This window comes from Actinacidiphila acidipaludis, assembly GCF_019890725.1.
In the GTDB taxonomy this organism is placed as follows: domain Bacteria; phylum Actinomycetota; class Actinomycetes; order Streptomycetales; family Streptomycetaceae; genus Actinacidiphila; species Actinacidiphila acidipaludis.
The window spans coordinates 104,780-125,550 of sequence record NZ_JAINZZ010000020.1 but is presented as its reverse complement, the minus strand read 5'-3'; the positions used below and the strand labels follow the sequence as shown (position 1 = coordinate 125,550).

Below are 20,771 nucleotides of genomic sequence, written 5' to 3'. Positions count from 1 at the left end.
ACCTCTTTTCGGTCCAGGACCGCGAGACGCGCGTTTCCGCTGTCTCGTCGAGGCGGTTGTGCCAACGTACTGGAGCGGGCCGCCGGATGCAAATCCGGCGGCCCGCTCCCTGGCTGTGTCTTGACGGTACGTCAGACCTCGACCACGACCGGCAGGATCATCGGGCGCCGGCGGTAGGTGTCGGAGACCCACTTGCCGACCGACCGGCGGATGAGCTGCTGGATCTGACGGGGCTCCAGCACGCCGTCGGACGCCGAACGGGAAAGCCCTTCCTCGATCTTGGGGATGACCGCGGCGAACGCCTCGTCGTCGATCCCCGAACCGCGGGCGTGAATGTTCGGTCCGCCCACGAGCTTGCCCGTGGTGCTGTCGACCACGACGAAGACCGAGACGATGCCCTCCTCGCCGAGAATCCGACGGTCCTTCAGGGACGACTCGGTGATGTCGCCGACCGAGAGGCCGTCGACGTACACGTAACCGGCGTGCACCTTGCCGGCGATCTTGGCCACACCGTTCACCAGGTCGACGGCGACACCGTCTTCCGCGATGACGCAGCGCTCCTTGGGAATTCCGGTGAGCTGGCCGAGTTCGGCATTGGCCCGCAGGTGCCGCCACTCGCCGTGGATCGGCATCAGATTGCGCGGCTTGCAGATGTTGTAGAAGTAGAGCAGCTCGCCCGCGGACGCGTGGCCCGAGACGTGCACCCGGGCATTGCCCTTGTGCACGACATTGGCTCCCCAGCGGGTGAGCCCGTTGATCACGCGGTACACCGCGTTCTCGTTCCCCGGGATCAGCGACGACGCGAGGATGACGGTGTCGCCCTCGACGATGCGGATCTGGTGGTCGCGGTTGGCCATCCGGGACAGGGCGGCCATGGGCTCGCCCTGCGAGCCGGTACAGACGAGCACGACCTTCTCGTCCGGCAGGTCGTCGAGGACCTTGACGTCGACGATCAGGTCGCCGGGCACCTTGAGGTAGCCCAGGTCGCGGGCGATGCCCATGTTCCTGACCATCGAGCGGCCGACGAAGGCCACCTTGCGGCGGTGTTCGTGGGCGGCGTCGAGGACCTGCTGGATGCGGTGCACATGGCTGGCGAAGCTTGCCACGATGATGCGCTTGTCCGCGCGGTCGAAGGTCTGCCGGAGCACCTGGGAGATGTCCCGCTCCGGCGGCACGAACCCGGGGACCTCGGCGTTGGTCGAGTCCGACAGCAGGAGGTCGATGCCCTCCTCGCCGAGCCGGGCGAAGGCCGGCAGGTCGGTGAGCCGCCCGTCGAGCGGGAGCTGGTCCATCTTGAAGTCGCCGGTGACGACGACCATGCCGGCCGGCGTGCGGATGGCGACGGCCAGCGCGTCGGGGATGGAGTGGTTGACCGCGACGAACTCACAGTCGAAGGGACCGATGCGTTCCCGGTCGCCTTCCTTGACCTCGAGGGCGTACGGCCTGATCCGGTGCTCCTGGAGCTTGGCCTCGATGAGCGCGAGGGTCAGCTTGGAGCCGATCAGCGGGATGTCCTCCTTCTCGCGGAGAAGGAAGGGCACGGCGCCGATGTGGTCCTCGTGGCCGTGGGTGAGGATGATGCCCACCACGTCGTCGAGGCGGTCCCGGATGGAACTGAAGTCCGGGAGGATCAGGTCGACGCCGGGCTGCTCCTCTTCGGGGAAGAGGACGCCGCAGTCGACGATCAGCAGCTTCCCGCCGAATTCGAAGACGGTCATGTTGCGGCCGATCTCTCCGAGGCCGCCGAGCGGGGTGATGCGCAGGCCGCCCTCGGCGAGAGCCGGCGGGGGGCCGAGTTCAGGGTGCGGATGGCTCAAAAGGTTCTCCTCACCCGCGCACGCCGCACGGCCCCTCCGGGGCTGTCGGGTGCGCGGGCATCGTTCTCGTGCGCGGGCTCGCGGGCGGCGGATCGGAATCCACGCGCGTCGCCGCGGGCCGGCGCTCTCTTCGGATGCGGTGATCAGCGGTATTCAGTTGTGAAGTCTGTGTGTTCAGAGGTGTACCCCGCCTGCGGCGAGATCCTTCCTGAGCTGTTCGGTCTCGGCGTCGGTGAGCCCCACCAGGGGCAGCCGCAGCGGTCCCGCGGGCAGTCCGCGCAGCGCGAGGGCGGTCTTCGTCGTGACGACGCCCTGGGCGCGGAACATCCCGGTGAAGACCGGGAGGAGCCGCTGGTGGATCTCGGCGGCCTTGGTGACGTCACCGCCGGTGAAGGCCTCGAGCATGGCGCGCAGCTCGGGGGTGACGAGGTGGGCGACGACCGAGACGAAGCCGGTGGCGCCGAGGGACAGCAGCGGCAGGTTGAGCATGTCGTCGCCGGAGTACCAGGCGAGGCCGCTGCGGCTCAGCGCCCAGGAGGCGGCGCCGAGGTCGCCCTTGGCGTCCTTGTTGGCGACGATCCGGGGGTGCTCGGCGAGCCGGACGATGGTCTCGGTGTCGACGGGGACGCCGCTGCGGCCCGGGATGTCGTAGAGCATCACCGGCAGGCCGGTGGCGTCGGCGATGGCGGTGAAGTGCCGGTACAGGCCCTCCTGCGGGGGCTTGCTGTAGTACGGCGTGACCGTGAGCAGGCCGTGCGCGCCGGCGTTCTCCGCCTGGCGGGCCAGCTCGACGCTGTGCGCGGTGTCGTTGGTGCCGACCCCGGCGACGACGTGGGCACGGTCGCCGACCGCCTCGGCCACGGCACGCACCAGCTGGGCTTTCTCCTGGTCGCTCGTGGTGGGCGACTCCCCGGTGGTGCCGTTGACGACCAGGCCGTCGTTGCCCGCGTCCACGAGGTGGGCGGCGAGACGCTGGGCGCCGTCGAGGTCGAGCGCGCCGTCCGCGGTGAACGGCGTGACCATTGCGGTCAGAACCCGCCCGAAGGGGGCCTTGGGGGTGGAGGTCGGAGCCATGGCTCCCACGGTACTGGGTGTGTGTGCACGGACGCAGCCGCGGGACCTGCGGGGAAGGACTCCGGCGCTGCCTGCTCGGGGGTTCAAGCAACGCCGGAGTCCGTTTCTGCAGCCTAGATGAACTTCACGAATGCCTGCAATCCGAACACTTCGGACATTTCTCAGGGGGCCACTCGGCCGTTCGCGTTGAAGGCGGCGTGCGTGAGGGGCATCAGCTGCGTCCAGAGCGCCTCCATCTTCTCGCCGACCATCTCGATCTCCCGCTGCGGGAAGGAGGCCACCTTCGCCAGTTCGTGCTGGGTGCGCAGACCCAGGAAATGCATCAGCGACCGGGCGTTGCAGGTCGCGTACATCGACGAGTACAGGCCCACCGGGAGGGTGGCCCGGGCCACCTCGCGCGCCACCCCGGCCGCCAGCATGTCCTGGTACGCGGCGTAGGACTGGGCGTACGACTCCTCCATCGCGGCGACCGCGGCCTTGTGCTGCTCGGGCGTGCCGTGCACGAACTCGTACTTGCCCGGACGGCCCTGCTGGACCAGCTTGCGGTCCACGGACGGAACGTAGAAGACCGGCTGCAGCTCGCGGTACCGGCCGGACTCCTCGTTGTACGACCAGCCGACCCGGTGCCGCATGAACTCGCGGAACACGAAGATCGGGGCGCTGACGAAGAAGGTCATCGAGTTGTGCTCGAAGGGGCTGCCGTGGCGGTCCCGCATCAGGAAGTTGATCAGTCCCTTGGAGCGCTCGGGGTCCTTCGCCATCTCCTCGAGCGACTGCTCGCCGGCCGTCGAGACCCGGGCCGCCCAGAGCACGTCGGAGTCCGAGGCGCTGTGCTTGACGAGTTCGACGCTGACGTCGTCGCGGAACCGGACGGGGACGGCGGTCCCGGTGGGCAGATCGGTCGACACCGGAGGTCCTTCCTGCTGTTGGGATGCGCCCCAGCCTAGAGGGTGGGTCCGACAGGGGATCCGCACGCGCCGGACCGACCCCGGAGGTTGGCCGACGTGCCCGCGACGGCTAGCCTCACCCGTCAGAGCCCCTCCCCTGCCGGAACCGGAAGAGGATTCTCCGCGTGTCCCAGTCCTACCGATCCACCACCGCGCTGCAGCACGACGAGCCCGACGAGCACGACGAGTACGCGTCCGGCGGCCGTCCGCTGCCGCACGCCGCTCAGGAACGCTGGATGCGGCCCTATCGCCCGGGTCCCTGGCGCGTCGGCATCGCCGCCCTGGCGCTCATGCTCGCGTCGTACCTGATGTTCGCCGCGCTGATCATGGTCGCGGCCACCAGCGTGCAGGGCGCCGGGCTGTGCCTGGGCCTGGCCGTGCTGGTCATCGTCGCCACGCTGCGCCTGCTGCGGGTGGGGGTGTGGCTGAGCCGCAAGGGGCTGCGTCAGGTCACCTTCTTCAGCACGGTGACGCTGCCGTGGCGCCAGGTCGCCGGTGTGCGCACGGCCCAGCAGCCGGTGAAGGTGCTGGGCATGCCCAGGACCGTGCAGGGCCAGGCGCTGGTGATCGTCCGCCGCGGCGGCGACCCGCTGCGGACGCTGGTCACCGACCACAACGCGGACTTCCTCGGCCGGGTCGAGGCCTTCGACATCGCGGCCGACGCCATCGAGGGATGGGCCGCCGAGCTCGGCTGACCGTCCCGGGGCCGGCGCTGCGGACCGGCCCCACGGCGTAGGACCGCGCCGGGAACGGGCGGCGCCCACCGCGCCCGGGCGGCCCGCCGCCCACCCCCCGCTACTTGCCGTCGTGCAGGGCGATCGCGCGCTGCATGGCCTTGCGTGCCCGCGGCGTGTCGCGGGCGTCGAAGTACGCGATGGCCAGCCGGAACCAGTTCCGCCAGTCCTCGGGTGCGGCCTCCGTCTCGGCCTTGCGCCGGGCGAACACGGCGTCGGCCGACGCGCGGTCGATCCGGCCGCTGGGCGTGCGCTCCAGCTCGTCCACCGGCAGGCCGCCCTCGGCCTCCAGCTCCCGGCTCAGCCGGCCCGCGTGCCGGGCGAACTGGGTGGTGTGCCAGAGGAACCAGGCGCCGATGAGCGGCAGCACCAGCACCGCGATGCCGAAGGCCACGGTGACCGGGCGGCCGTCGGCGATGAGCAGCACCCCGCGGTCCCCGACCAGCACGAAGTAGAACAGCAGGGCGAGGGCGGACACGGCGTACGTGAGGCGGGCGCGCATCGGTCAGGCTCCCCGCAGACCGTCGGTGCCGGTCAGGAAGTGCTCCAGGCCGAAGGTGAGGCCCGGCACGGTGGGCACGGTGCGGACGGCGAGCAGGATGCCCGGCATGAAGCTGCTGTGGTGCAGCGAGTCGTGCCGGATGGTGAGCGTCTCGCCGGTGCCGCCGAACAGCACCTCCTGGTGGGCCAGCAGGCCGCGCAGGCGCACGGAGTGCACCGGCACCCCGTCGACGGCGGCGCCGCGGGCGCCCTCCAGACCGTGCGTGGTGGGGTCGTGCTGCGGCGGGCGCCCCGCCTGCTCGCGGGCGGCCGCGATGAGTTGCGCGGTGCGGGTGGCGGTGCCGCTGGGCGCGTCGGCCTTGTTGTCGTGGTGCAGCTCGATGACCTCGACGGACTCGAACCAGCGGGCCGCCTGCTGGGCGAACTGCATGGTCAGCACGGCGCCGATGGAGAAGTTCGGGGCCACCAGCGCGCCGGTGCCCGGGGAGGCGGCCAGCCAGCCCTCCAGGGTCGCGAGCCGCTCCGGGGTCCAGCCGGTGGTGCCGATCACCGCGTGGATGCCGTGGCCGACGGCGAACTCCAGGTTGCCCATGACGGCGTCGGGGTGCGTCAGGTCGACGGCGACCTGGACGCCGGCCTCGGTCAGCGCGTCCAGCCGGTCGCCGCGGCCGAGCGCGGCCACCAGGTCGAGGTCGTCCGCGGCCTCGACGGCGCGGACCGCCTCGGAGCCGATCCGGCCGTGGGCGCCGATGACGGCCACACGGAGCTTGCTCATCGTTTCGTGGTCCTTAGGTCTCGTCCGGTACACGCTGCGGGGTGGCGGGCCCGGCGGGCGGCCACGGGGGCCGCCGGCCGGGCCGGCGGGTCAGGCGATGGCCTCGTGGAGGCGCGCCGCCTGCTTGTCCTTCACCGGCCCTATGACGGCCAGCGAGGGACGCTGTCCCAGTACATCGCGGGCGACCGCGCGCACCTCGTCCGGGGTGACCGCGGCGATCCTGGCGAGCAGGTCGTCCACGGACAGCTGCTCGCCCCAGCACAGCTCGCTCTTGCCGATGCGGTTCATCAGCGCGCCGGTGTCCTCCAGACCGAGAACCGTGGACCCCGACAACTGGCCGATGGCGCGCCGCAGTTCGTCGTCCTCCAGCCCGTGCTCGGCGACCTGCTGCAGTTCGTCGCGGCAGATCTTGAGCACCTCGGGCACCCGCCGCGGCTGGCATCCCGCGTACACGCCGAACATGCCGCAGTCGGAGTACGACGAGGTGTACGAGTACACGCTGTACGCCAGGCCGCGCTTCTCGCGCACCTCCTGGAACAGCCGCGAGCTCATCCCGCCGCCGAGGGCCGCGTTGAGCACGCTGAGCGCCCAGCGCCGGTCGTCGTTGCGGGACAGGCCGGGCATGCCGAGGACGACGTGCGCCTGCTCGGTGCGCCGGTCGAGGATCTCGACGTTGCCGGCGGCCCGCAGGCTGCGGGTGCCGCCGCGCGGCGGCTGCGGCAGGGCCTCGGTGTCACCCAGCGCCCCGGCACGCTCGAAGGCCCGCCGGACCTGCCGCACGACGCTCGCGTGGTCGATGTTGCCGGCGGCCGCCACGACCAGCCGCGTCGGGTCGTAGTGCTTGCGGTAGAAACGCGCGACCTGGTCGCGGGTGAGGGCGTTGATGGTCTCGACGGTGCCGAGGACCGGCCGGCCCAGCGGCGAGTCGCCGAGCAGCGCCGTGGTGAACAGGTCATGGACCTGGTCGCCGGGGTCGTCCTCGGTCATGGCGATCTCTTCGAGGACCACGCCGCGCTCGGCGTCGAGGTCCTCCTGCCGGATCAGCGACCCGGTGAGCATGTCGCTGACCACGTCGATGGCCAGCGGCAGGTCGGTGTCGAGCACCCGCGCGTAGTAGCAGGTGTACTCCTTGGCGGTGAACGCGTTCATCTCGCCGCCGACCGCGTCGACGGCGGCGGAGATGTCCAGCGCGGTGCGCCGCTGGGTGCCCTTGAAGAGCAGGTGCTCCAGGTAGTGGGTGGCGCCGCTGAGCACCGGGGTCTCGTCCCGGGAGCCGACGGCGGCCCAGATGCCGAAGGTGGCGGAGCGCACGGTGGGCAGCGTCTCGGTGACCACGCGCAGGCCGCCCGGCAGCACGCTGCGGCGGACGGTGCCGGTGCCGTCGGTCCCCGGCAGGAGGGTGCGCGTCCTGGTGGCCCGCGTGCGGACGGCCCGCCCCTTGGTGGAGGGGCGGGCCGTCACGGCGGTGGAGCGGGTCGTCACTTGGCCGACTCGTCCTTCGCGTCGCCGTCCGTCGCGTCGTCCTCGCCCTCGATGACCGGGATCAGGGAGAGCTTGCCGCGCTGGTCGATCTCGGCGATCTCGACCTGCACCTTGGCGCCGACGCCGAGCACGTCCTCGACGTTCTCCACGCGCTTGCCGCCGGCGAGCTTGCGGATCTGCGAGATGTGCAGCAGACCGTCCTTGCCGGGCATCAGCGACACGAAGGCGCCGAAGGTGGTGGTCTTCACGACCGTGCCCAGGTACCGCTCGCCGACCTCGGGCATCGTCGGGTTGGCGATCTGGTTGATCACGGCGCGGGCCGCCTCGGCCTGGGAGCCCTCGGTGGCGCCGATCAGGACCGTGCCGTCGTCCTCGATGGAGATGTCGGCGCCGGTGTCCTCCTGGATCTGGTTGATCATCTTGCCCTTGGGGCCGATGACCTCGCCGATCTTGTCCACCGGGATCTTGATGCTGATGATCCGCGGCGCGTTCGGGGACATCTCGTCCGGGGAGTCGATGGCCTCCATCATCACGTCGAGGATGTGCAGGCGGGCGTCGCGGGCCTGCTTGAGGGCCGCGGCGAGCACCGACGCCGGGATGCCGTCCAGCTTGGTGTCGAGCTGGAGGGCGGTCACGAAGTTCTTCGTGCCGGCGACCTTGAAGTCCATGTCGCCGAAGGCGTCCTCGGCACCGAGGATGTCGGTCAGCGCCACGTAGTGCGTCTCGCCCTCGATCTCCTGGGAGATCAGGCCCATGGCGATACCGGCGACCGGGGCCTTGAGCGGCACACCGGCGTTCAGCAGCGACATGGTGGAGGCGCAGACCGAGCCCATCGACGTGGAGCCGTTGGAGCCCAGCGCCTCGGAGACCTGGCGGATCGCGTAGGGGAACTCCTCGCGGGTCGGCAGGACCGGGATCAGGGCGCGCTCGGCGAGGGCGCCGTGGCCGATCTCACGGCGCTTGGGCGAACCCACGCGGCCGGTCTCGCCGACGGAGTACGGCGGGAAGTTGTAGTTGTGCATGTAGCGCTTGCGCGTCTCGGGCGACAGCGTGTCGAGCTGCTGCTCCATCCGGAGCATGTTGAGGGTGGTGACGCCCAGGATCTGGGTCTCACCGCGCTCGAACAGCGCCGAGCCGTGCACCCGCGGGATCGCCTCGACCTCGGCGGCCAGCGTGCGGATGTCGGTGACACCGCGGCCGTCGATGCGGACCTTGTCGCGGATGACGCGCTGGCGGACCAGCTTCTTGGTCAGCGCGCGGTAGGCCGCGGAGATCTCCTTCTCGCGGCCCTCGAACTGCGGCAGCAGCTTCTCGGCGGCCAGGTCCTTGACCCGGTCCAGCTCGGCCTCGCGGGCCTGCTTGCCCGCGATGGTCAGCGCCTGCGCCAGCTCGTCGGTGACGGCGGCCTGCAGGGCCTCGAAGACGTCCTCCTGGTACTCCAGGAAGATCGGGAACTCGGCGGTCGGCTTGGCGGCCTTGCCGGCGAGCTCGGACTGCGCCTTGCACAGCACCTTGATGAACGGCTTGGCTGCCTCCAGGCCGGCCGCGACGACCTCCTCGGTCGGCGCCTCGGCGCCGCCCTCGACGAGCTTGATCGTCTTGTCGGTGGCCTCGGCCTCGACCATCATGATCGCGACGTCGCCGTCCTCGAGCACGCGGCCCGCGACGACCATGTCGAAGACGGCGTCCTCGAGCTCGGTGTGCGTCGGGAAGGCCACCCACTGGCCCTTGATCAGCGCGACGCGGACGCCGCCGATCGGGCCGGAGAAGGGCAGGCCGGCCAGCTGCGTGGAGCAGGAGGCGGCGTTGATGGCGACCACGTCGTACAGGTGGTCGGGGTTGAGGGCCATCACCGTGGCGACGATCTGGATCTCGTTGCGCAGGCCCTTGACGAAGGACGGGCGCAGCGGGCGGTCGATCAGACGGCAGGTGAGGATGGCGTCCTCGGAGGGGCGGCCCTCGCGGCGGAAGAAGGAGCCGGGGATCCGGCCGGCCGCGTACATGCGCTCCTCGACGTCCACCGTGAGGGGGAAGAAGTCGAAGTGCTCCTTGGGCTGCTTCGAGGCGCTGGTGGCCGACAGCACCATGGTGTCGTCGTCCAGGTAGGCGACGGCGGAGCCGGCGGCCTGGCGGGCCAGACGGCCCGTCTCGAAGCGGATGGTGCGGGTGCCGAAGGTCCCGTTGTCGATCACGGCTTCGGCGTAGTGGGTCTCGTTCTCCACTATGGGGATTCTCCTCGTCTTTGCCCGCAGGGCGTTTTCCCTGGCGGGCCATCGGTGGAGGGGCGTCCTGCCGGTGCCGGTCTTCGATCGAAGCCACCGGGGGTGAACCACCCGGAGGCCACTACCGAGGACCGGCGTATGCGGCGGATAGGAGGACGCTCCTCCTCATTCGTTGTCAACAGCACCATTGCACCAGACGACGGCTGGATCCCGCACGTCCTGTGCACAGTCCGTCGCCGGATATCCACAGCCCTGGACTTTTCGGTGCATATGCGAAAGGGAGCGGTCCCGTCGAGACGGGCACCGCTCCCCTCAAGCGTCCTAGCGAACGCCCGCCGCACCGGCACGGATGCCGAGGCGCTCACGGAGCTCACGGAAACGCGTGATGTCCTTCTTGGCCAGGTACTGCAGCAGACGGCGGCGCTGGCCGACCAGGATCAGCAGACCACGACGGCTGTGGTGGTCGTGCTTGTGGATCTTGAGGTGCTCGGTCAGGTCCGAGATCCGGCGCGACAGAAGCGCGACCTGGACCTCGGGGGAGCCGGTGTCGCCCTCCTTGGTGCCGAACTCGGCGATGATCTGCTTCTTCGTCTCGACGTCGAGCGACATACGGACTCCTCAGGGTGTCAGGGGCCTCCGAGCGCCCCCGGTCTTCATCGCGGGGGAATCTCAGGTGACTCGAAAGGCTCAAGGTCACGAGTGACCGTCACCCAGAGTACCAGCCTGTGGCGACGTCCTTACCCGCGGGTCACGAGGGCCCGGACCGGGCTCGACGGGGGCGGGCGCCGGGACTGCCCGGGGCGCCGCTCTCCCTGTTTCCGCGCCTCCTCATTCTCCCCCTTCTCGCGTGCTCCCCCTCTCTCACCGTGCTCCCCCGCTCTTCCGTCCTCCCCGTGCTCCCCTCTCTCACCGTGCTCCGTGATCACCTCGGGCGGCCGCCGGATTCACCCGCCGGGAACCGCGGGGAGCGGCGTCAGCGACAGCGTGAAGGACGGGACCGGAGACCGGGCGCCGAACTGGCCGCGCACGGGCGGGAGATGGGCAACGCCCGTCGGCAGGAACGGAAGTCGGGCGGTGAGGAGGCCAGGAGGCGGGTACGGGCAAGGTGCAGAGGGCGCTGCGCCGGGGAGACGGGCCTGACACCGGGTACCTACCGGCGATTAGTCTTGCCCTGAACGGGGAGGCGGAATCGGCCATGGGGTGCAGGGGAAGAGACGCCACCGGACGGTCCGCCGCGAGTGACCAGGAGGCATTGTGAACAGCGATCGGGACGAGAACCGCGTGGGCGGGCCCGCCCCTGTCGACGACGCGTCGGAGTCCGACTACACCGGCGAGTTCAGCCTGGGGCCGCGACTCCCCGCCTGGTACATGCAGGATTCCAGCAGCGGTTCCGACCGCGAGGAGGACGACGTCGAGGAGGAGCGGGAGGAGCCGGAGCCGGACGCCCCCGCGGGGGCCGGCTCTTCGAACTCGGCGGATTCCGCCGGGTCCACGGGGTCCGCGGACTCCGAAGGGTCCACCAGGGCCGCGGCGGGGCCGGTGAGCGGCGGCGGTTCGACGTCGCCCAGTTCGTGGTCCGCGGCGTCCGTCCCGCTGATTCCGCAGCCCAAGTCCCCTGTTTCCGGGGACGGGGAGAGCGCGGCCGGCGACGACGAGCGACCGTCGCGGCTCGCACCGGTCCCGGACGCGCCGTCGTGGTCGGCGTCCGCGGTGCCCTCCCTCCCGCGGCCCGGGTCCGCCGAGCCGGACACGGACGCGGAGAGCGGCCGGGACGCCGCGGACGGACCGGGTTCGCCCGACGAGCCGCCGTCCGGTGAACCGCGGGCCGCGGCACGGCCGGACGCCACCGTGCGGTTCTCCGCCGCCGCTCTGCGACGCGAGATCGAGGAGCGCGCGGGCGAGAAACTGCCCGAGCCGTCACGGGACTTCGGGACGGCGAGCCCGTCCGGCACGTCGAGCACCACTGGCTCAGCCGGTTCAGCCGGTTCAGCGGGTTCAGCCGGTTCAGCTCCCACGGCCGCCGCGGACGAGGCGTCCGGCACGGGCGGGAGGTCCGGGACGACGGAGAAGGCCGACGCGGCCGAGAAGGCGGACAAGGTGGAGGACGCGAAGCCCGCGGCCGACGAGTCCGGGCCGGAGGACGAGAAGCCGGCCAAGCGCGCCCCGGTGTGGACGCCGCTGCCGCAGCCGCCCGGCGGTCACCCGTGGGCCCCGCCCGCGCCCGCGCAGAACCCGATGCCGCCGCTGCCGCAGGGCTACCAGCGCGCCGACGTCCCGCCGCACCCGGGTGGTCCGAACCCGCCCGCCCCGAGCGGCCACCCGTATCCTCCGGCACCGGCCGCGGGCCAGGTTCCCCTGCACCCGGGCGGCCCCAACCCGCCGGCGCCGCAGAGCGGACCCGCGTACCCGCCGCCGCCCGCCGAGCCGCTGGCCCCGCCGCACCCCGGTGGGCCCAACCCGCCCGCGCCCGGCGCCGGTCAGGGACTGGACTTCCCGCCGCCGACCGGCCGGCCCCTGGCCCCCGCGGGTTACGGCTTCCCGCCGCCCGCCACGCCCGCCGCACCCGAACCGCCGCAGCCCGCGCCGCCGGTCACCCCGCCCGTCACTGCGCAGCCCGGCTCCGGCCAGGACGGCTACGGCTTCCCGCGCCCGGCCGCCGACGGGCCGCAGGACAGCACCCCCAGGCCGACCGGCTACGGCTTCCCGCCCCCCGCCGCACCCGAGCCCCAGGACAGCGCGCCCGCGCACAGCGCGTACGGCTTCCCCCAGCAACCCGCCGCACCCGAGCCCCAGGACAGCGCGCCCGCGCCGAGCGGGTACGGCTTCCCGCCGCCGGGACAGCCCGGGCAGCCGGGCCAGCCTCCCTTCGGTGCGCAGCCGCCGGCTCCCGCCACCCCCGAACCGCCGCAGTCGGCTGGGCAGTTGCTGCCCGAGCAAGCGGGGTACGCCTTCCCGCCGCCGGCCGCGCCCGGGCTGCAGGGCAGTGTGCCCGCGCAGGGCGGCTACGCCTTCCCGCCGCCGGCCACACCCGGACAGCCCGCTCAGCCGGGCCAGCCGGGCCAGCCGGGACTGCCGGGCCAGCCGTCCGTGCCGCCGCAGTCCGGCGGCGACCGGCTGCCCGCCCCCACCGGCCAGGACTTCCCGCCCGCCGGTCCGGCGGCACCGCAGGGACCGACCCCGGTGCCGCCCACCGGCATTCCCGCACAGCAGACGCCGCAGGCCCCGCCGGCCGTACCGCCGGCCGCCCAGCACCCGCAGCTCCCCGGTCCCGCCGGTGCGCCCGTGAGTCCGGACGCTCCCGGCCCGCAGAGCGGCTACGGCTTCCCGCAGACCGCGCAGCCGCAGGCCGAGCCCGGCCCGCTGCAGCCGCTGCCCGCGCAAGGCGGCTACGGGTTCCCGCCGCCGGGACAGCCCGGCCAGCCGGCGCATCCGGGGCAGCCCGCGTACCCGGGTCAGCCGGGGCACCCCGGCCAGCCCGCTCACCCCGGCCAGGAGCAGGCCCCGCAGCCGGAGGGCTACGCCCCGCCGGTCGACCCGCGTGCGGGCGGCTGGCCGACGGTGACGCCCGACCAGCGGCAGCGGACGGCCCAGGGCGGCGCGCCGCTGGGCTACACGGCCGCGGTCGAGCTGTCGTCGGACCGGCTGCTGCGCAACCAGCCCAAGCCGAAGAAGCCGGGCGCCAACGCGCAGCCGTCGCGGTTCAAGCTGGGTGCGAAGAAGGAGGAGGCCGAGCGGCAGCGGAAGCTGGAGCTGATCCGCACGCCGGTCCTGTCCTGCTACCGGATCGCGGTGATCAGCCTCAAGGGCGGCGTGGGCAAGACGACCACGACCACTGCTCTGGGCGCCACCCTGGCCAGCGAGCGGCAGGACAAGATCCTGGCGATCGACGCCAACCCCGACGCTGGAACCCTGGGCCGCCGCGTACGCCGCGAGACCGGCGCGACGATCCGCGACCTCGTCCAGGCCATCCCGTACCTCAACAGCTACATGGACATCCGCCGCTTCACCTCGCAGGCCCCGTCCGGCCTGGAGATCATCGCCAACGACGTCGACCCAGCGGTGTCGACCACCTTCAACGACGAGGACTACCGCCGCGTCATCGACGTCCTGGGCCGTCAGTACCCGGTCATCCTGACCGACTCCGGCACCGGCCTGCTCTACAGCGCGATGCGCGGCGTCCTGGACCTCGCCGACCAGCTCATCATCGTCTCCACGCCCTCGGTGGACGGCGCCTCCAGCGCCAGCACCACCCTGGACTGGCTGTCCGCCCACGGCTACGCCGACCTCGTCGCCCGCAGCATCACCGTCATCTCGGGGGTCCGCGAGACCGGAAAGATGATCAAGGTCGAGGACATCGTGGCCCACTTCCAGACCCGCTGCCGCGGCGTCCAGGTCATCCCGTTCGACGAGCACCTGGCGGCGGGCGCCGAGGTCGACCTCGACATGATGCGGCCGAAGACCCGTGAGGCCTACTTCAACCTCTCCGCCATGGTCGCCGAGGACTTCACCCGCGCCCAGCAGGCCCAGGGCCTGTGGACGCAGGACGGCCTGAACCCCCCTCCGGTGCAGGCGCCGCCGCTGCCGGGTCAGTACCCGGGCGGCGCGCCGGGTCCGTACGCGGGCGCCCCCGGCGCCCCGGGCGTGCCCGCCGCCCCGCAGCAGCCGGGACAGCCCGGGCAGCCGGGCGGCTATCCAGCGCCTGGGCAGCAGGTGCCGGGCCAGCCGGCGCCCGGCCCGTACGGGCAGCAGCCCGGACAGCCCTACCCCGGACAGTCGGCGCACCCGGGTCAGCCGGGGCAGCCGGGGCAGGTGCCGCCGCCCCCGGCGCCGGGCCAGGTCCCGCCCGGCCAGTACGGGGCGCCGCCGCAGGCCCCGCAGCCGTACGGCCCGGGGCAGCCGGGCGCGCAGGGCGCGGCCGCGCCGCAGTTCCAGCCGCAGTCCTCGCAGCCGCAGGCGCCCCAGGCCCAGCAGGGCTGGCCGGCGCAACCCGAGGACCCGCAGCAGCAGGGGTACGGCTTCCCGCCTCCCCAGCCGCCGCAGCAGCAGTAGCGGGCGGGGCGGGAGGCCGCCGCAGCCGGGCCGGCCCCGCCGCCGCGAACGACGAGCCGAGGGCCGTCGCACGGATCACCGTCCGCGCGGCGGCCCTTGGCCCGTTCGGGTGAGCCGTACACCGGCGGTCGTACGCCGCGTCAGACCGGGGTGGCACGCCTTCACAAGCGGAATCCGCCCGTGGGCCGTCGTGCGGAACGGTTCCGGGCGCAGAGGATGGAAGTCCACCGTCCAGCGACGGGATCCCCCGTCCGTCGACGCACCATTCGAGGACCACCCCATGATCGAAGCCCACAGCCTGACCAAGCGCTACGGCGAACGCGCCGCGGTGACCGACCTCAGTTTCACCGTCCGCCCCGGCACGGTGACCGGCTTCCTCGGCCCGAACGGCGCCGGCAAGTCCACCACGATGCGGATGATCCTGGGTCTCGACGCCCCGACGTCGGGCAGCGTCACCGTCAACGGCAAGCACTACGCCCGGCACCGCGCCCCGCTGCACGAGGTGGGGGCGATGCTGGAGGCGCGGGCGATCCACACCGGCCGCAGCGCCTACAACCACCTGCTCGCGCTCGCGGCGACGACGGGCATACCGCGCAGCCGGGTCGACCAGGTGGTGGACATCGTCGGGCTGCGCGACGTGGCGCGGAAGCGCGTCGGGGGGTTCTCCCTCGGCATGGGCCAGCGGCTCGGCATCGCCAGCGCGCTGCTGGGCGACCCCGCCACCCTCGTTCTGGACGAGCCGGTCAACGGCCTGGACCCGGAGGGCATCCTGTGGATCCGCACGCTCCTGAAGGACCTGGCGGCCGAGGGCCGCACGGTCCTGCTGTCCTCGCACCTGATGTCGGAGATGGCGCTGACCGCCGAGCACCTGATCGTCATCGGCCGCGGCCGGCTCATCGCGGACACCTCGGTCGAGGAGTTCGTGCGCGGCGCCGCCGGAAGTTCGGTGCGGGTGCGCACGGACGGCGCCGAGGAGCTGCGGCAGCTCCTGGCCGGCCCGGACGTCTCCGTCGCCTCGGTCGAGCGGGGCGTGCTGGAGGTGACCGGGCTGAGCAGCGACCGGATCGGCCGCGTCGCCGCTGACGCCGGCATCGCGCTGGCGGAACTCACCCCGCAGCAGGCCTCGTTGGAAGAGGCCTTCATGGAACTCACCCGCGACGCCGTGGAGTACCACGCGCCGGTGCTCGAGCAGGAAGGACAGGCCGCATGACCACGACCACGCTCCCCGCCGACTCCCTGGCCCAGGCGCCGGCGCCGGCGCCCCGCGGACACGTCACCCAGGCGCGCGTGCTGCGCTCGGAGTGGATCAAGCTCCGCACGCTGCGCTCCACCTTCTTCACGCTGCTCACCGCGATGGTTGCGCTGATCGGCCTGGGCGCGCTCTTCTCGGCGTTCACCGCGAGCCACTGGCCGAGCATGTCGCCCGGCGAGCGGGCGCACTTCGACCCGGCGCTGACCAGCCTGCGCGGCTTCTTCCTGGCGCAGCTCGCGATCGGCGTCCTCGGGGTGCTGATGATCAGCGGCGAGTACGCGACCGGCATGATCCGCGCGTCGCTGGCCGCCGTCCCCACCCGGCTGCCGGTGCTGTGGGCCAAGGCCGCGCTGTACGCGGCGGTGGTGTGGGTGCTGACGACCGCGAGCGCCCTGGTGGCCTTCCTGATCGGCCAGTCCCTGCTGTCCTCGCGGCACATCGGCATCTCGCTGAGCGATCCCGGCGCGCTGCGCATGGTGCTGGGCGCGGGTCTCTACCTCACCGTGGTCGGCCTGCTGGGCGTGGCCATCGGCGCGCTGATCCGCAACACCGCGGGGGGCATCGCGACGGTCTTCGGCCTGCTGCTGGTGGTGCCGGTGCTGGCCGAGGCGCTGCCCACCTCGTGGGGCAACCACGTCAACCAGTGGCTGCCCAGCAACGCCGGACAGTCCCTGCTCTCGCTGCACCACGAGGCGCACACGCTGCAGCCGTGGACGGGTTTCGCGGTCTTCTGCCTCTACGCGGTGGTCGCGCTGGCCGGTGCGGCCGTGCTGCTCAAGCGGCGCGACGCGTGAGAACGGCCTGGGGGCGCGGGGTTTCCGGGACGGCGGTCCGCCGTTCCGGGAGCCGGGCCCGATGATCCCCCGCCGGTCCGGGGCGCGGCTTCCCGCGCCCCGGACCCGCGCAGCGGCCGCCGACTCCCTCGGCGGCCGCCCTGCTGCGGCGGCTTCGCCGTCACCGGCTCCCGACGGGCCTGCCACCGCACCTGATCCCGACGGGCGGCCCGGAAGCGGGGGGACTGCTCCTGAAGGCCTGCGGACCGACCAGCTGAGCGGGCCCGGGCGGTACGGGAGCGCCGGTCTGCGGGCGTGGGAGGCGTTCGAGCGCCTGGGGGACAGGGTGGCGAAGCTGGGCGACCGGGGGGTGCCGACGCTGTCCCCGTGGGTGGTCGACCTGTGCTTCGCGGCGGCGCTGTTCATGGCGCTGACCGCCGTCTCGATCCACCCGCTCCAGGAAGACCCGGTGCGGCTGCTCGTCGCCCACCTCGCGCTGACGTTCCCCCTGGCATGGCGGCGGATCGACCCGGCGCTGGTCTTCGCCTACATGTCGACCGTCGCGCTGGCGCAGTGGGCCGCGGATCTGCGTACGCCCGTGGACGTGACGCTGCTGATCGCGCTGTACACGGTGGCCGCCTCCCTGGACCGGCGGCGCACGCTGGCGGCGTTCGCGGTGCTGGAGGGCGGCATCCTGCTGGCCACGCTGCGCTGGTCGCTGCACGAGCGCGGGGTGGCGACCTTCGTCTCGCTGTCCGCGATGGCGACGGCGGCGGCCGTGACCGGGTCGAACGTCCGCGCCCGGCGCGAGCACATGGCGTTCCTGGAGGAGCGCGCCGTGCGGCTGGAGCGTGAGCGCGACCAGCGCGCGCAGCTCGCGGTGGCCGGTGAACGCGCGCGCATCGCACGGGAGATGCACGACATCGTCACGCACAACCTGTCGGTGATGGTCGCGTTGGCGGACGGCGCGGTGTTCGCGCAGCCGACCGCGCCGGAGCGGGCCACGGCGGCCATGCGCCAGGTGGGGACGACCGGACGCCAGGCGATCACCGACATGCGGCGGTTCCTCGGGGTGCTGCGTGCCGACGAGCCCGACGCGCTGCGCCACCCGCAGCCGGGCATCGCGCAGTTGGCGGGCCTGGCCGAGCAGGTGCGGGCGGCCGGGCTGCCCACCCGGCTGGAGGTCGCCGGCGAGCCGTCGGTGGTGCCGGCGGCCGCGCAGCTCACCGCGTTCCGGCTGGTCCAGGAGGCGCTGACGAACACCATGAAGCACGCGCCGGCCGGCGCCCGCGCCGAGGTGCGGGTGGCCTGCACGGCGGAGGAGGTGACGTTGTCCGTGGCCGACGACGGAGCCGGAGCCGGTAGCGTTCCCCCCGCCCCCTCCGAGACCTCCGGGCACGGCCTGTCCGGGATGCGGGAGCGGGCGGCGGCCTACGGCGGACGGCTGTCCGCGGGCCCGCGGCCCGGTGGCGGCTGGCGGGTCGAGGCCGTGTTGCTGCTGACGACGCCGGAGGTGCTGTGACCGAGGAGCCGACGCCGGCGCCGACTCTGGACGGGGCCATCCGCGTGCTGCTGGTGGACGACGAGCCCCTGCTGCGGATGGCGTTCACGATGGTGCTGGACGCCCAGTCCGACATGCGCGTGGTCGGGGAGGCGGGGGACGGGGCGGACGCCGTGCGGCTGGCTGGCGCGCTGCGGCCCGACGTGGTGCTGATGGACGTGCGGATGCCGGGCACCGACGGCATCGAGGCGACCTCCCGGATCATCGCGTCCTGCCCGCGGTCGCGGGTGCTGATCCTGACGACCTTCGACCTCGACGAGTACGCGTTCGCGGGTCTGCGGGCGGGCGCGTCCGGGTTCCTGCTGAAGAACGCCCAGCCGGAGGAGCTGCTGGGCGCGATCCGTGCCGTGGCGGGCGGGGACGCGGTGGTCGCGCCGCGCATCACCCGCCGCCTGCTGGAGCACTTCGCCCACCAACTCCCCTCCCCCGCGACGGCCGACACCGCCGGTACCGACGAACGGCTCGCCCGGCTCACCGCGCGGGAACGCGAGGTCCTGGTGGAGGTGGGACGCGGGCTGTCGAACACCGAGATCGCGGCCGGGCTGCACCTCGCCGAGGCGACGGTGAAGACGCACCTGAGCCGGATCCTGGTCAAACTCGAACTCCGGGACCGGGTGCAGGCGGTGGTCTTCGCCTACGAGACGCGGCTGGTGCGGCCTTCCTGAGCGGACGGACGCCGCGGCCGAAGCCCGGGCGGGGACAGGCCTGTTCCGCGGCGGCTCGCCGGGCACGGGCCCGGAACACGGCGGCCGCGGTGTCAGTGGCGGCTGCGAGACTGCGGGCATGGCAGAGATGGGGCACGTGCCGAACGATCCGGCGATCCAGCTCTCCCCGACGTGGGCCGACGACGACCGGCCCGCGCTGCCGACGGTGGGCGGGGAGCGGGAGATCCTGACCGCGTTCCTGGAGTGGCACCGGGCGACGTTCGAGCTCAAGTGCCGGGGTCTTGCGGACGCGCAGTTGTCGCAGCGGCCGATCCCGCCGTCGGGGCTGAGCCTGCACGGCCTGGTGCGGCACCTCGCCGGGGTCGAGCGCTGGTGGTTCCGCATCCAGTTCGCGGGCGAGGACATCCCGATGCTGCACTACGCCGACGACGACCCGGACCAGGACTTCGACCGCCTCGACGGTGACGTGGCCGCGGCCTTCGCGATGTGGCGGGCCGAACGCGACCGGGCCCGCGTCATCGTCGCCGAGGCGCCCTCGCTCGACACCACGTTCCGCTCGCGGGTCACCGGCAAGGAGATCTCACTGCGGTACCTGCTGATCGATCTGATAGCCGAGTACGCCCGGCACAACGGGCACGCTGACCTGCTGCGGGAACGGCTCGACGGCGCGATCGGCCGGTGAGGCGGGGCCTTCCGGCCTCGGCGCCGCGCGGGCCGGCCGCGACGCCCGCGCCGCGGACGGGCGGGCGGGCTGCCGCGTCAGGCCGTGGGCTCGGCCGTCTCGACGAGTTCCCGGGCCCGCTTCACATCGTCGGCCATCCGCTCCAGGAGGGCGTCGATCGTGTCGAACTTCTCCATGCCCCGCAGGTAGGCGAGGAAGTCGACGGCGACGTGCAGCCCGTACAGGTCCAGGCCGACCCGGTCGATCGCGTACGCCTCGACCGTGCGGGCGGTGCCGTCGAAGGTCGGGTTGGTGCCGACGGAGATCGCCGCGGGCATCGGCTCGCCCTCGACGTGCAGCCAGCCCGCGTAGACGCCGTCGGCGGGGATCGCGGTGTGCGGGAGCGTCTCGACGTTGGCGGTGGGGTAACCGAGTTCCCGGCCGCGCTGGGCGCCGCGGACCACCACGCCCTCGACACGGTGCGGGCGGCCGAGCGCCTCGGCGGCGCCCTCCACGTCGCCCTCGGCCACCAGCCGGCGGACCAGGGAGGAGGAGAACGGCTCGCCGCCCCCCGCCTCACCCCGTACGAACAGGTCGACGACCTCGAGGTCGTAGTCGTACTTCAGGCCCAGCGCGGAGAGAACCTCGACGTCACCGGCGGCCTTGTGGCCGAAGCGGAAGTTCGGGCCCTCGACCACGAGCTTGGCGTGCAGGCCCTCGACCAGCACGCTGCGCACGAACTCGCTCGGCGAGAGCCGGGAGAACTCGCTGGTGAAAGGCAGGATCAGCAGGGCGTCCACACCCAGCGCCTCGACGAGTTCCGCGCGGCGGTGGTGCGGAGCGAGCAGCGGGGGGTGGCTGCCGGGCCGCACGACCTCGCTCGGGTGCGGGTCGAAGGTCACGACGACCGAGGACAGGCCCAGCTCGCGGGCCCGCTCGACCGTGCGTCCCATGATCAACTGGTGGCCGCGGTGCACCCCGTCGTACGAGCCGATGGTGACGACGCTGCGACCCCAGTCACCGGGAACGTCCTCCAAGCCCCGCCAGCGCTGCACCTTGACGCTCCGCTTCTTCGCCGTGATCACTCGTCGCCGCTTCATCAGGACGGGTGTCCTGCAAAGCCAAGCCTGCCATGCCGGGCCGTGGCCATGTCCATCGGCACGGCTCCCGGCCCCCTCACAGAGCCGCCCGGCCACGCCCGCGTCCGGCCCGGGGCAGGCCCGCGCTCCCCGCGATGCTCCCTCCGTGACCGGTCTCA

Annotated in this window: 16 protein-coding genes; 7 read left to right on the top strand and 9 right to left on the bottom strand. The window is 72.9% G+C overall.

All coding sequences use genetic code 11. From position 1 onward, the window contains the following. Positions 1-131 precede the first annotated feature (131 nt). From K7862_RS18080 to thyX, 3 genes are all read right to left on the bottom strand, one after another. The gene (locus K7862_RS18080; protein WP_222963652.1) at positions 132-1,817 is read right to left on the bottom strand and encodes a ribonuclease J; all 1,686 of its coding nucleotides are present in this window, start codon (positions 1,815-1,817) and stop codon (positions 132-134) included. Positions 1,818-1,991: 174 nt separating this feature from the next. After that, positions 1,992-2,891 carry a 4-hydroxy-tetrahydrodipicolinate synthase gene (gene dapA, locus K7862_RS18075; protein WP_222963651.1) on the bottom strand — a complete coding sequence of 300 codons (900 nt, stop codon included), beginning with the start codon at positions 2,889-2,891 and terminating at the stop codon, positions 1,992-1,994. A 161-nt stretch (positions 2,892-3,052) separates the two neighbouring features. Next, on the bottom strand, positions 3,053-3,787 hold the full coding sequence (gene thyX / locus K7862_RS18070) for an FAD-dependent thymidylate synthase (protein WP_222963670.1): 735 nt from the start codon (positions 3,785-3,787) through the stop codon (positions 3,053-3,055). 260 nt (positions 3,788-4,047) lie between these two features. Here thyX and K7862_RS18065 point away from each other — a divergent pair, with 260 nt between their 5' ends. Beyond that, positions 4,048-4,533 (top strand): SCO5741 family PH domain-containing membrane protein, encoded by a 486-nt coding sequence (locus tag K7862_RS18065; protein ID WP_262413374.1) that lies wholly within the window; start codon positions 4,048-4,050, stop codon positions 4,531-4,533. Positions 4,534-4,633: 100 nt separating this feature from the next. Here the strand turns inward: K7862_RS18065 and K7862_RS18060 are convergent, their stop codons facing one another. The 5 genes from K7862_RS18060 to rpsO all read right to left on the bottom strand — a co-directional run bounded on the left by K7862_RS18060 (position 4,634) and on the right by rpsO (position 10,161). Continuing rightward, positions 4,634-5,074, bottom strand: a complete 441-nt coding sequence (locus K7862_RS18060; RefSeq protein ID WP_222963650.1) for a hypothetical protein — start codon at positions 5,072-5,074, stop codon at positions 4,634-4,636. A 3-nt stretch (positions 5,075-5,077) separates the two neighbouring features. Then, positions 5,078-5,848 (bottom strand): 4-hydroxy-tetrahydrodipicolinate reductase, encoded by a 771-nt coding sequence (dapB, locus tag K7862_RS18055; protein WP_222963649.1) that lies wholly within the window; start codon positions 5,846-5,848, stop codon positions 5,078-5,080. 90 nt (positions 5,849-5,938) lie between these two features. Then, the gene (locus K7862_RS18050) at positions 5,939-7,330 is read right to left on the bottom strand and encodes a M16 family metallopeptidase (RefSeq protein ID WP_222963648.1); all 1,392 of its coding nucleotides are present in this window, start codon (positions 7,328-7,330) and stop codon (positions 5,939-5,941) included. Further along, on the bottom strand, positions 7,327-9,552 hold the full coding sequence (locus K7862_RS18045) for a polyribonucleotide nucleotidyltransferase (RefSeq protein ID WP_222963647.1): 2,226 nt from the start codon (positions 9,550-9,552) through the stop codon (positions 7,327-7,329). Before K7862_RS18045 ends, K7862_RS18050 begins: the two co-directional genes overlap by 4 nt. 321 nt (positions 9,553-9,873) lie before the next feature. After that, entirely contained in the window at positions 9,874-10,161 is a 288-nt protein-coding gene (gene rpsO / locus K7862_RS18040; protein WP_222963646.1) for a 30S ribosomal protein S15, read from the bottom strand. Positions 10,162-10,806: 645 nt separating this feature from the next. On the opposite strand from rpsO, the gene K7862_RS18035 reads away from it, so the two are divergent. From K7862_RS18035 to K7862_RS18010, 6 genes are all read left to right on the top strand, one after another. Beyond that, positions 10,807-14,601 carry an SCO5717 family growth-regulating ATPase gene (locus tag K7862_RS18035; RefSeq protein ID WP_308012048.1) on the top strand — a complete coding sequence of 1,265 codons (3,795 nt, stop codon included), beginning with the start codon at positions 10,807-10,809 and terminating at the stop codon, positions 14,599-14,601. Positions 14,602-14,881: 280 nt separating this feature from the next. Next, positions 14,882-15,811 (top strand): ATP-binding cassette domain-containing protein, encoded by a 930-nt coding sequence (locus K7862_RS18030; protein WP_222963645.1) that lies wholly within the window; start codon positions 14,882-14,884, stop codon positions 15,809-15,811. Then, positions 15,808-16,647, top strand: a complete 840-nt coding sequence (locus K7862_RS18025; protein WP_222963644.1) for an ABC transporter permease — start codon at positions 15,808-15,810, stop codon at positions 16,645-16,647. The genes K7862_RS18030 and K7862_RS18025 overlap by 4 nt, the downstream gene beginning before the upstream one ends. 325 nt (positions 16,648-16,972) lie before the next feature. Then, entirely contained in the window at positions 16,973-18,148 is a 1,176-nt protein-coding gene (locus K7862_RS18020) for a sensor histidine kinase (protein WP_308012047.1), read from the top strand. Further along, a complete protein-coding gene (locus K7862_RS18015) occupies positions 18,145-18,852 on the top strand; it encodes a response regulator (protein ID WP_308012046.1) in 708 nt (235 codons plus the stop codon). The genes K7862_RS18020 and K7862_RS18015 overlap by 4 nt, the downstream gene beginning before the upstream one ends. Before the next feature lie 127 nt (positions 18,853-18,979). Then, positions 18,980-19,534: a DinB family protein gene (locus K7862_RS18010; RefSeq protein ID WP_222963665.1), complete on the top strand. Its 555-nt coding sequence runs from the start codon at positions 18,980-18,982 to the stop codon at positions 19,532-19,534. Between the two features lie 77 nt (positions 19,535-19,611). Here the strand turns inward: K7862_RS18010 and K7862_RS18005 are convergent, their stop codons facing one another. Then, complete coding sequence (locus K7862_RS18005) at positions 19,612-20,568, bottom strand: bifunctional riboflavin kinase/FAD synthetase (protein WP_222963664.1); 957 nt, start codon at positions 20,566-20,568, stop codon at positions 19,612-19,614. Between the last annotated feature and the right edge of the window lie 203 nt (positions 20,569-20,771).

What these genes read in the sequence shown, in the direction of transcription:
- dapA (WP_222963651.1), bottom strand. Translation starts at nt 2,891, where the DNA reads ATGGCTCCGACCTCCACCCCCAAGGCCCCCTTCGGGCGGGTTCTGACC.
- K7862_RS18060 (WP_222963650.1), bottom strand. Translation starts at nt 5,074, where the DNA reads ATGCGCGCCCGCCTCACGTACGCCGTGTCCGCCCTCGCCCTGCTGTTC.
- dapB (WP_222963649.1), bottom strand. Translation starts at nt 5,848, where the DNA reads ATGAGCAAGCTCCGTGTGGCCGTCATCGGCGCCCACGGCCGGATCGGC.
- rpsO (WP_222963646.1), bottom strand. Translation starts at nt 10,161, where the DNA reads ATGTCGCTCGACGTCGAGACGAAGAAGCAGATCATCGCCGAGTTCGGC.
- K7862_RS18030 (WP_222963645.1), top strand. Translation starts at nt 14,882, where the DNA reads ATGATCGAAGCCCACAGCCTGACCAAGCGCTACGGCGAACGCGCCGCG.
- K7862_RS18025 (WP_222963644.1), top strand. Translation starts at nt 15,808, where the DNA reads ATGACCACGACCACGCTCCCCGCCGACTCCCTGGCCCAGGCGCCGGCG.
- K7862_RS18010 (WP_222963665.1), top strand. Translation starts at nt 18,980, where the DNA reads ATGGGGCACGTGCCGAACGATCCGGCGATCCAGCTCTCCCCGACGTGG.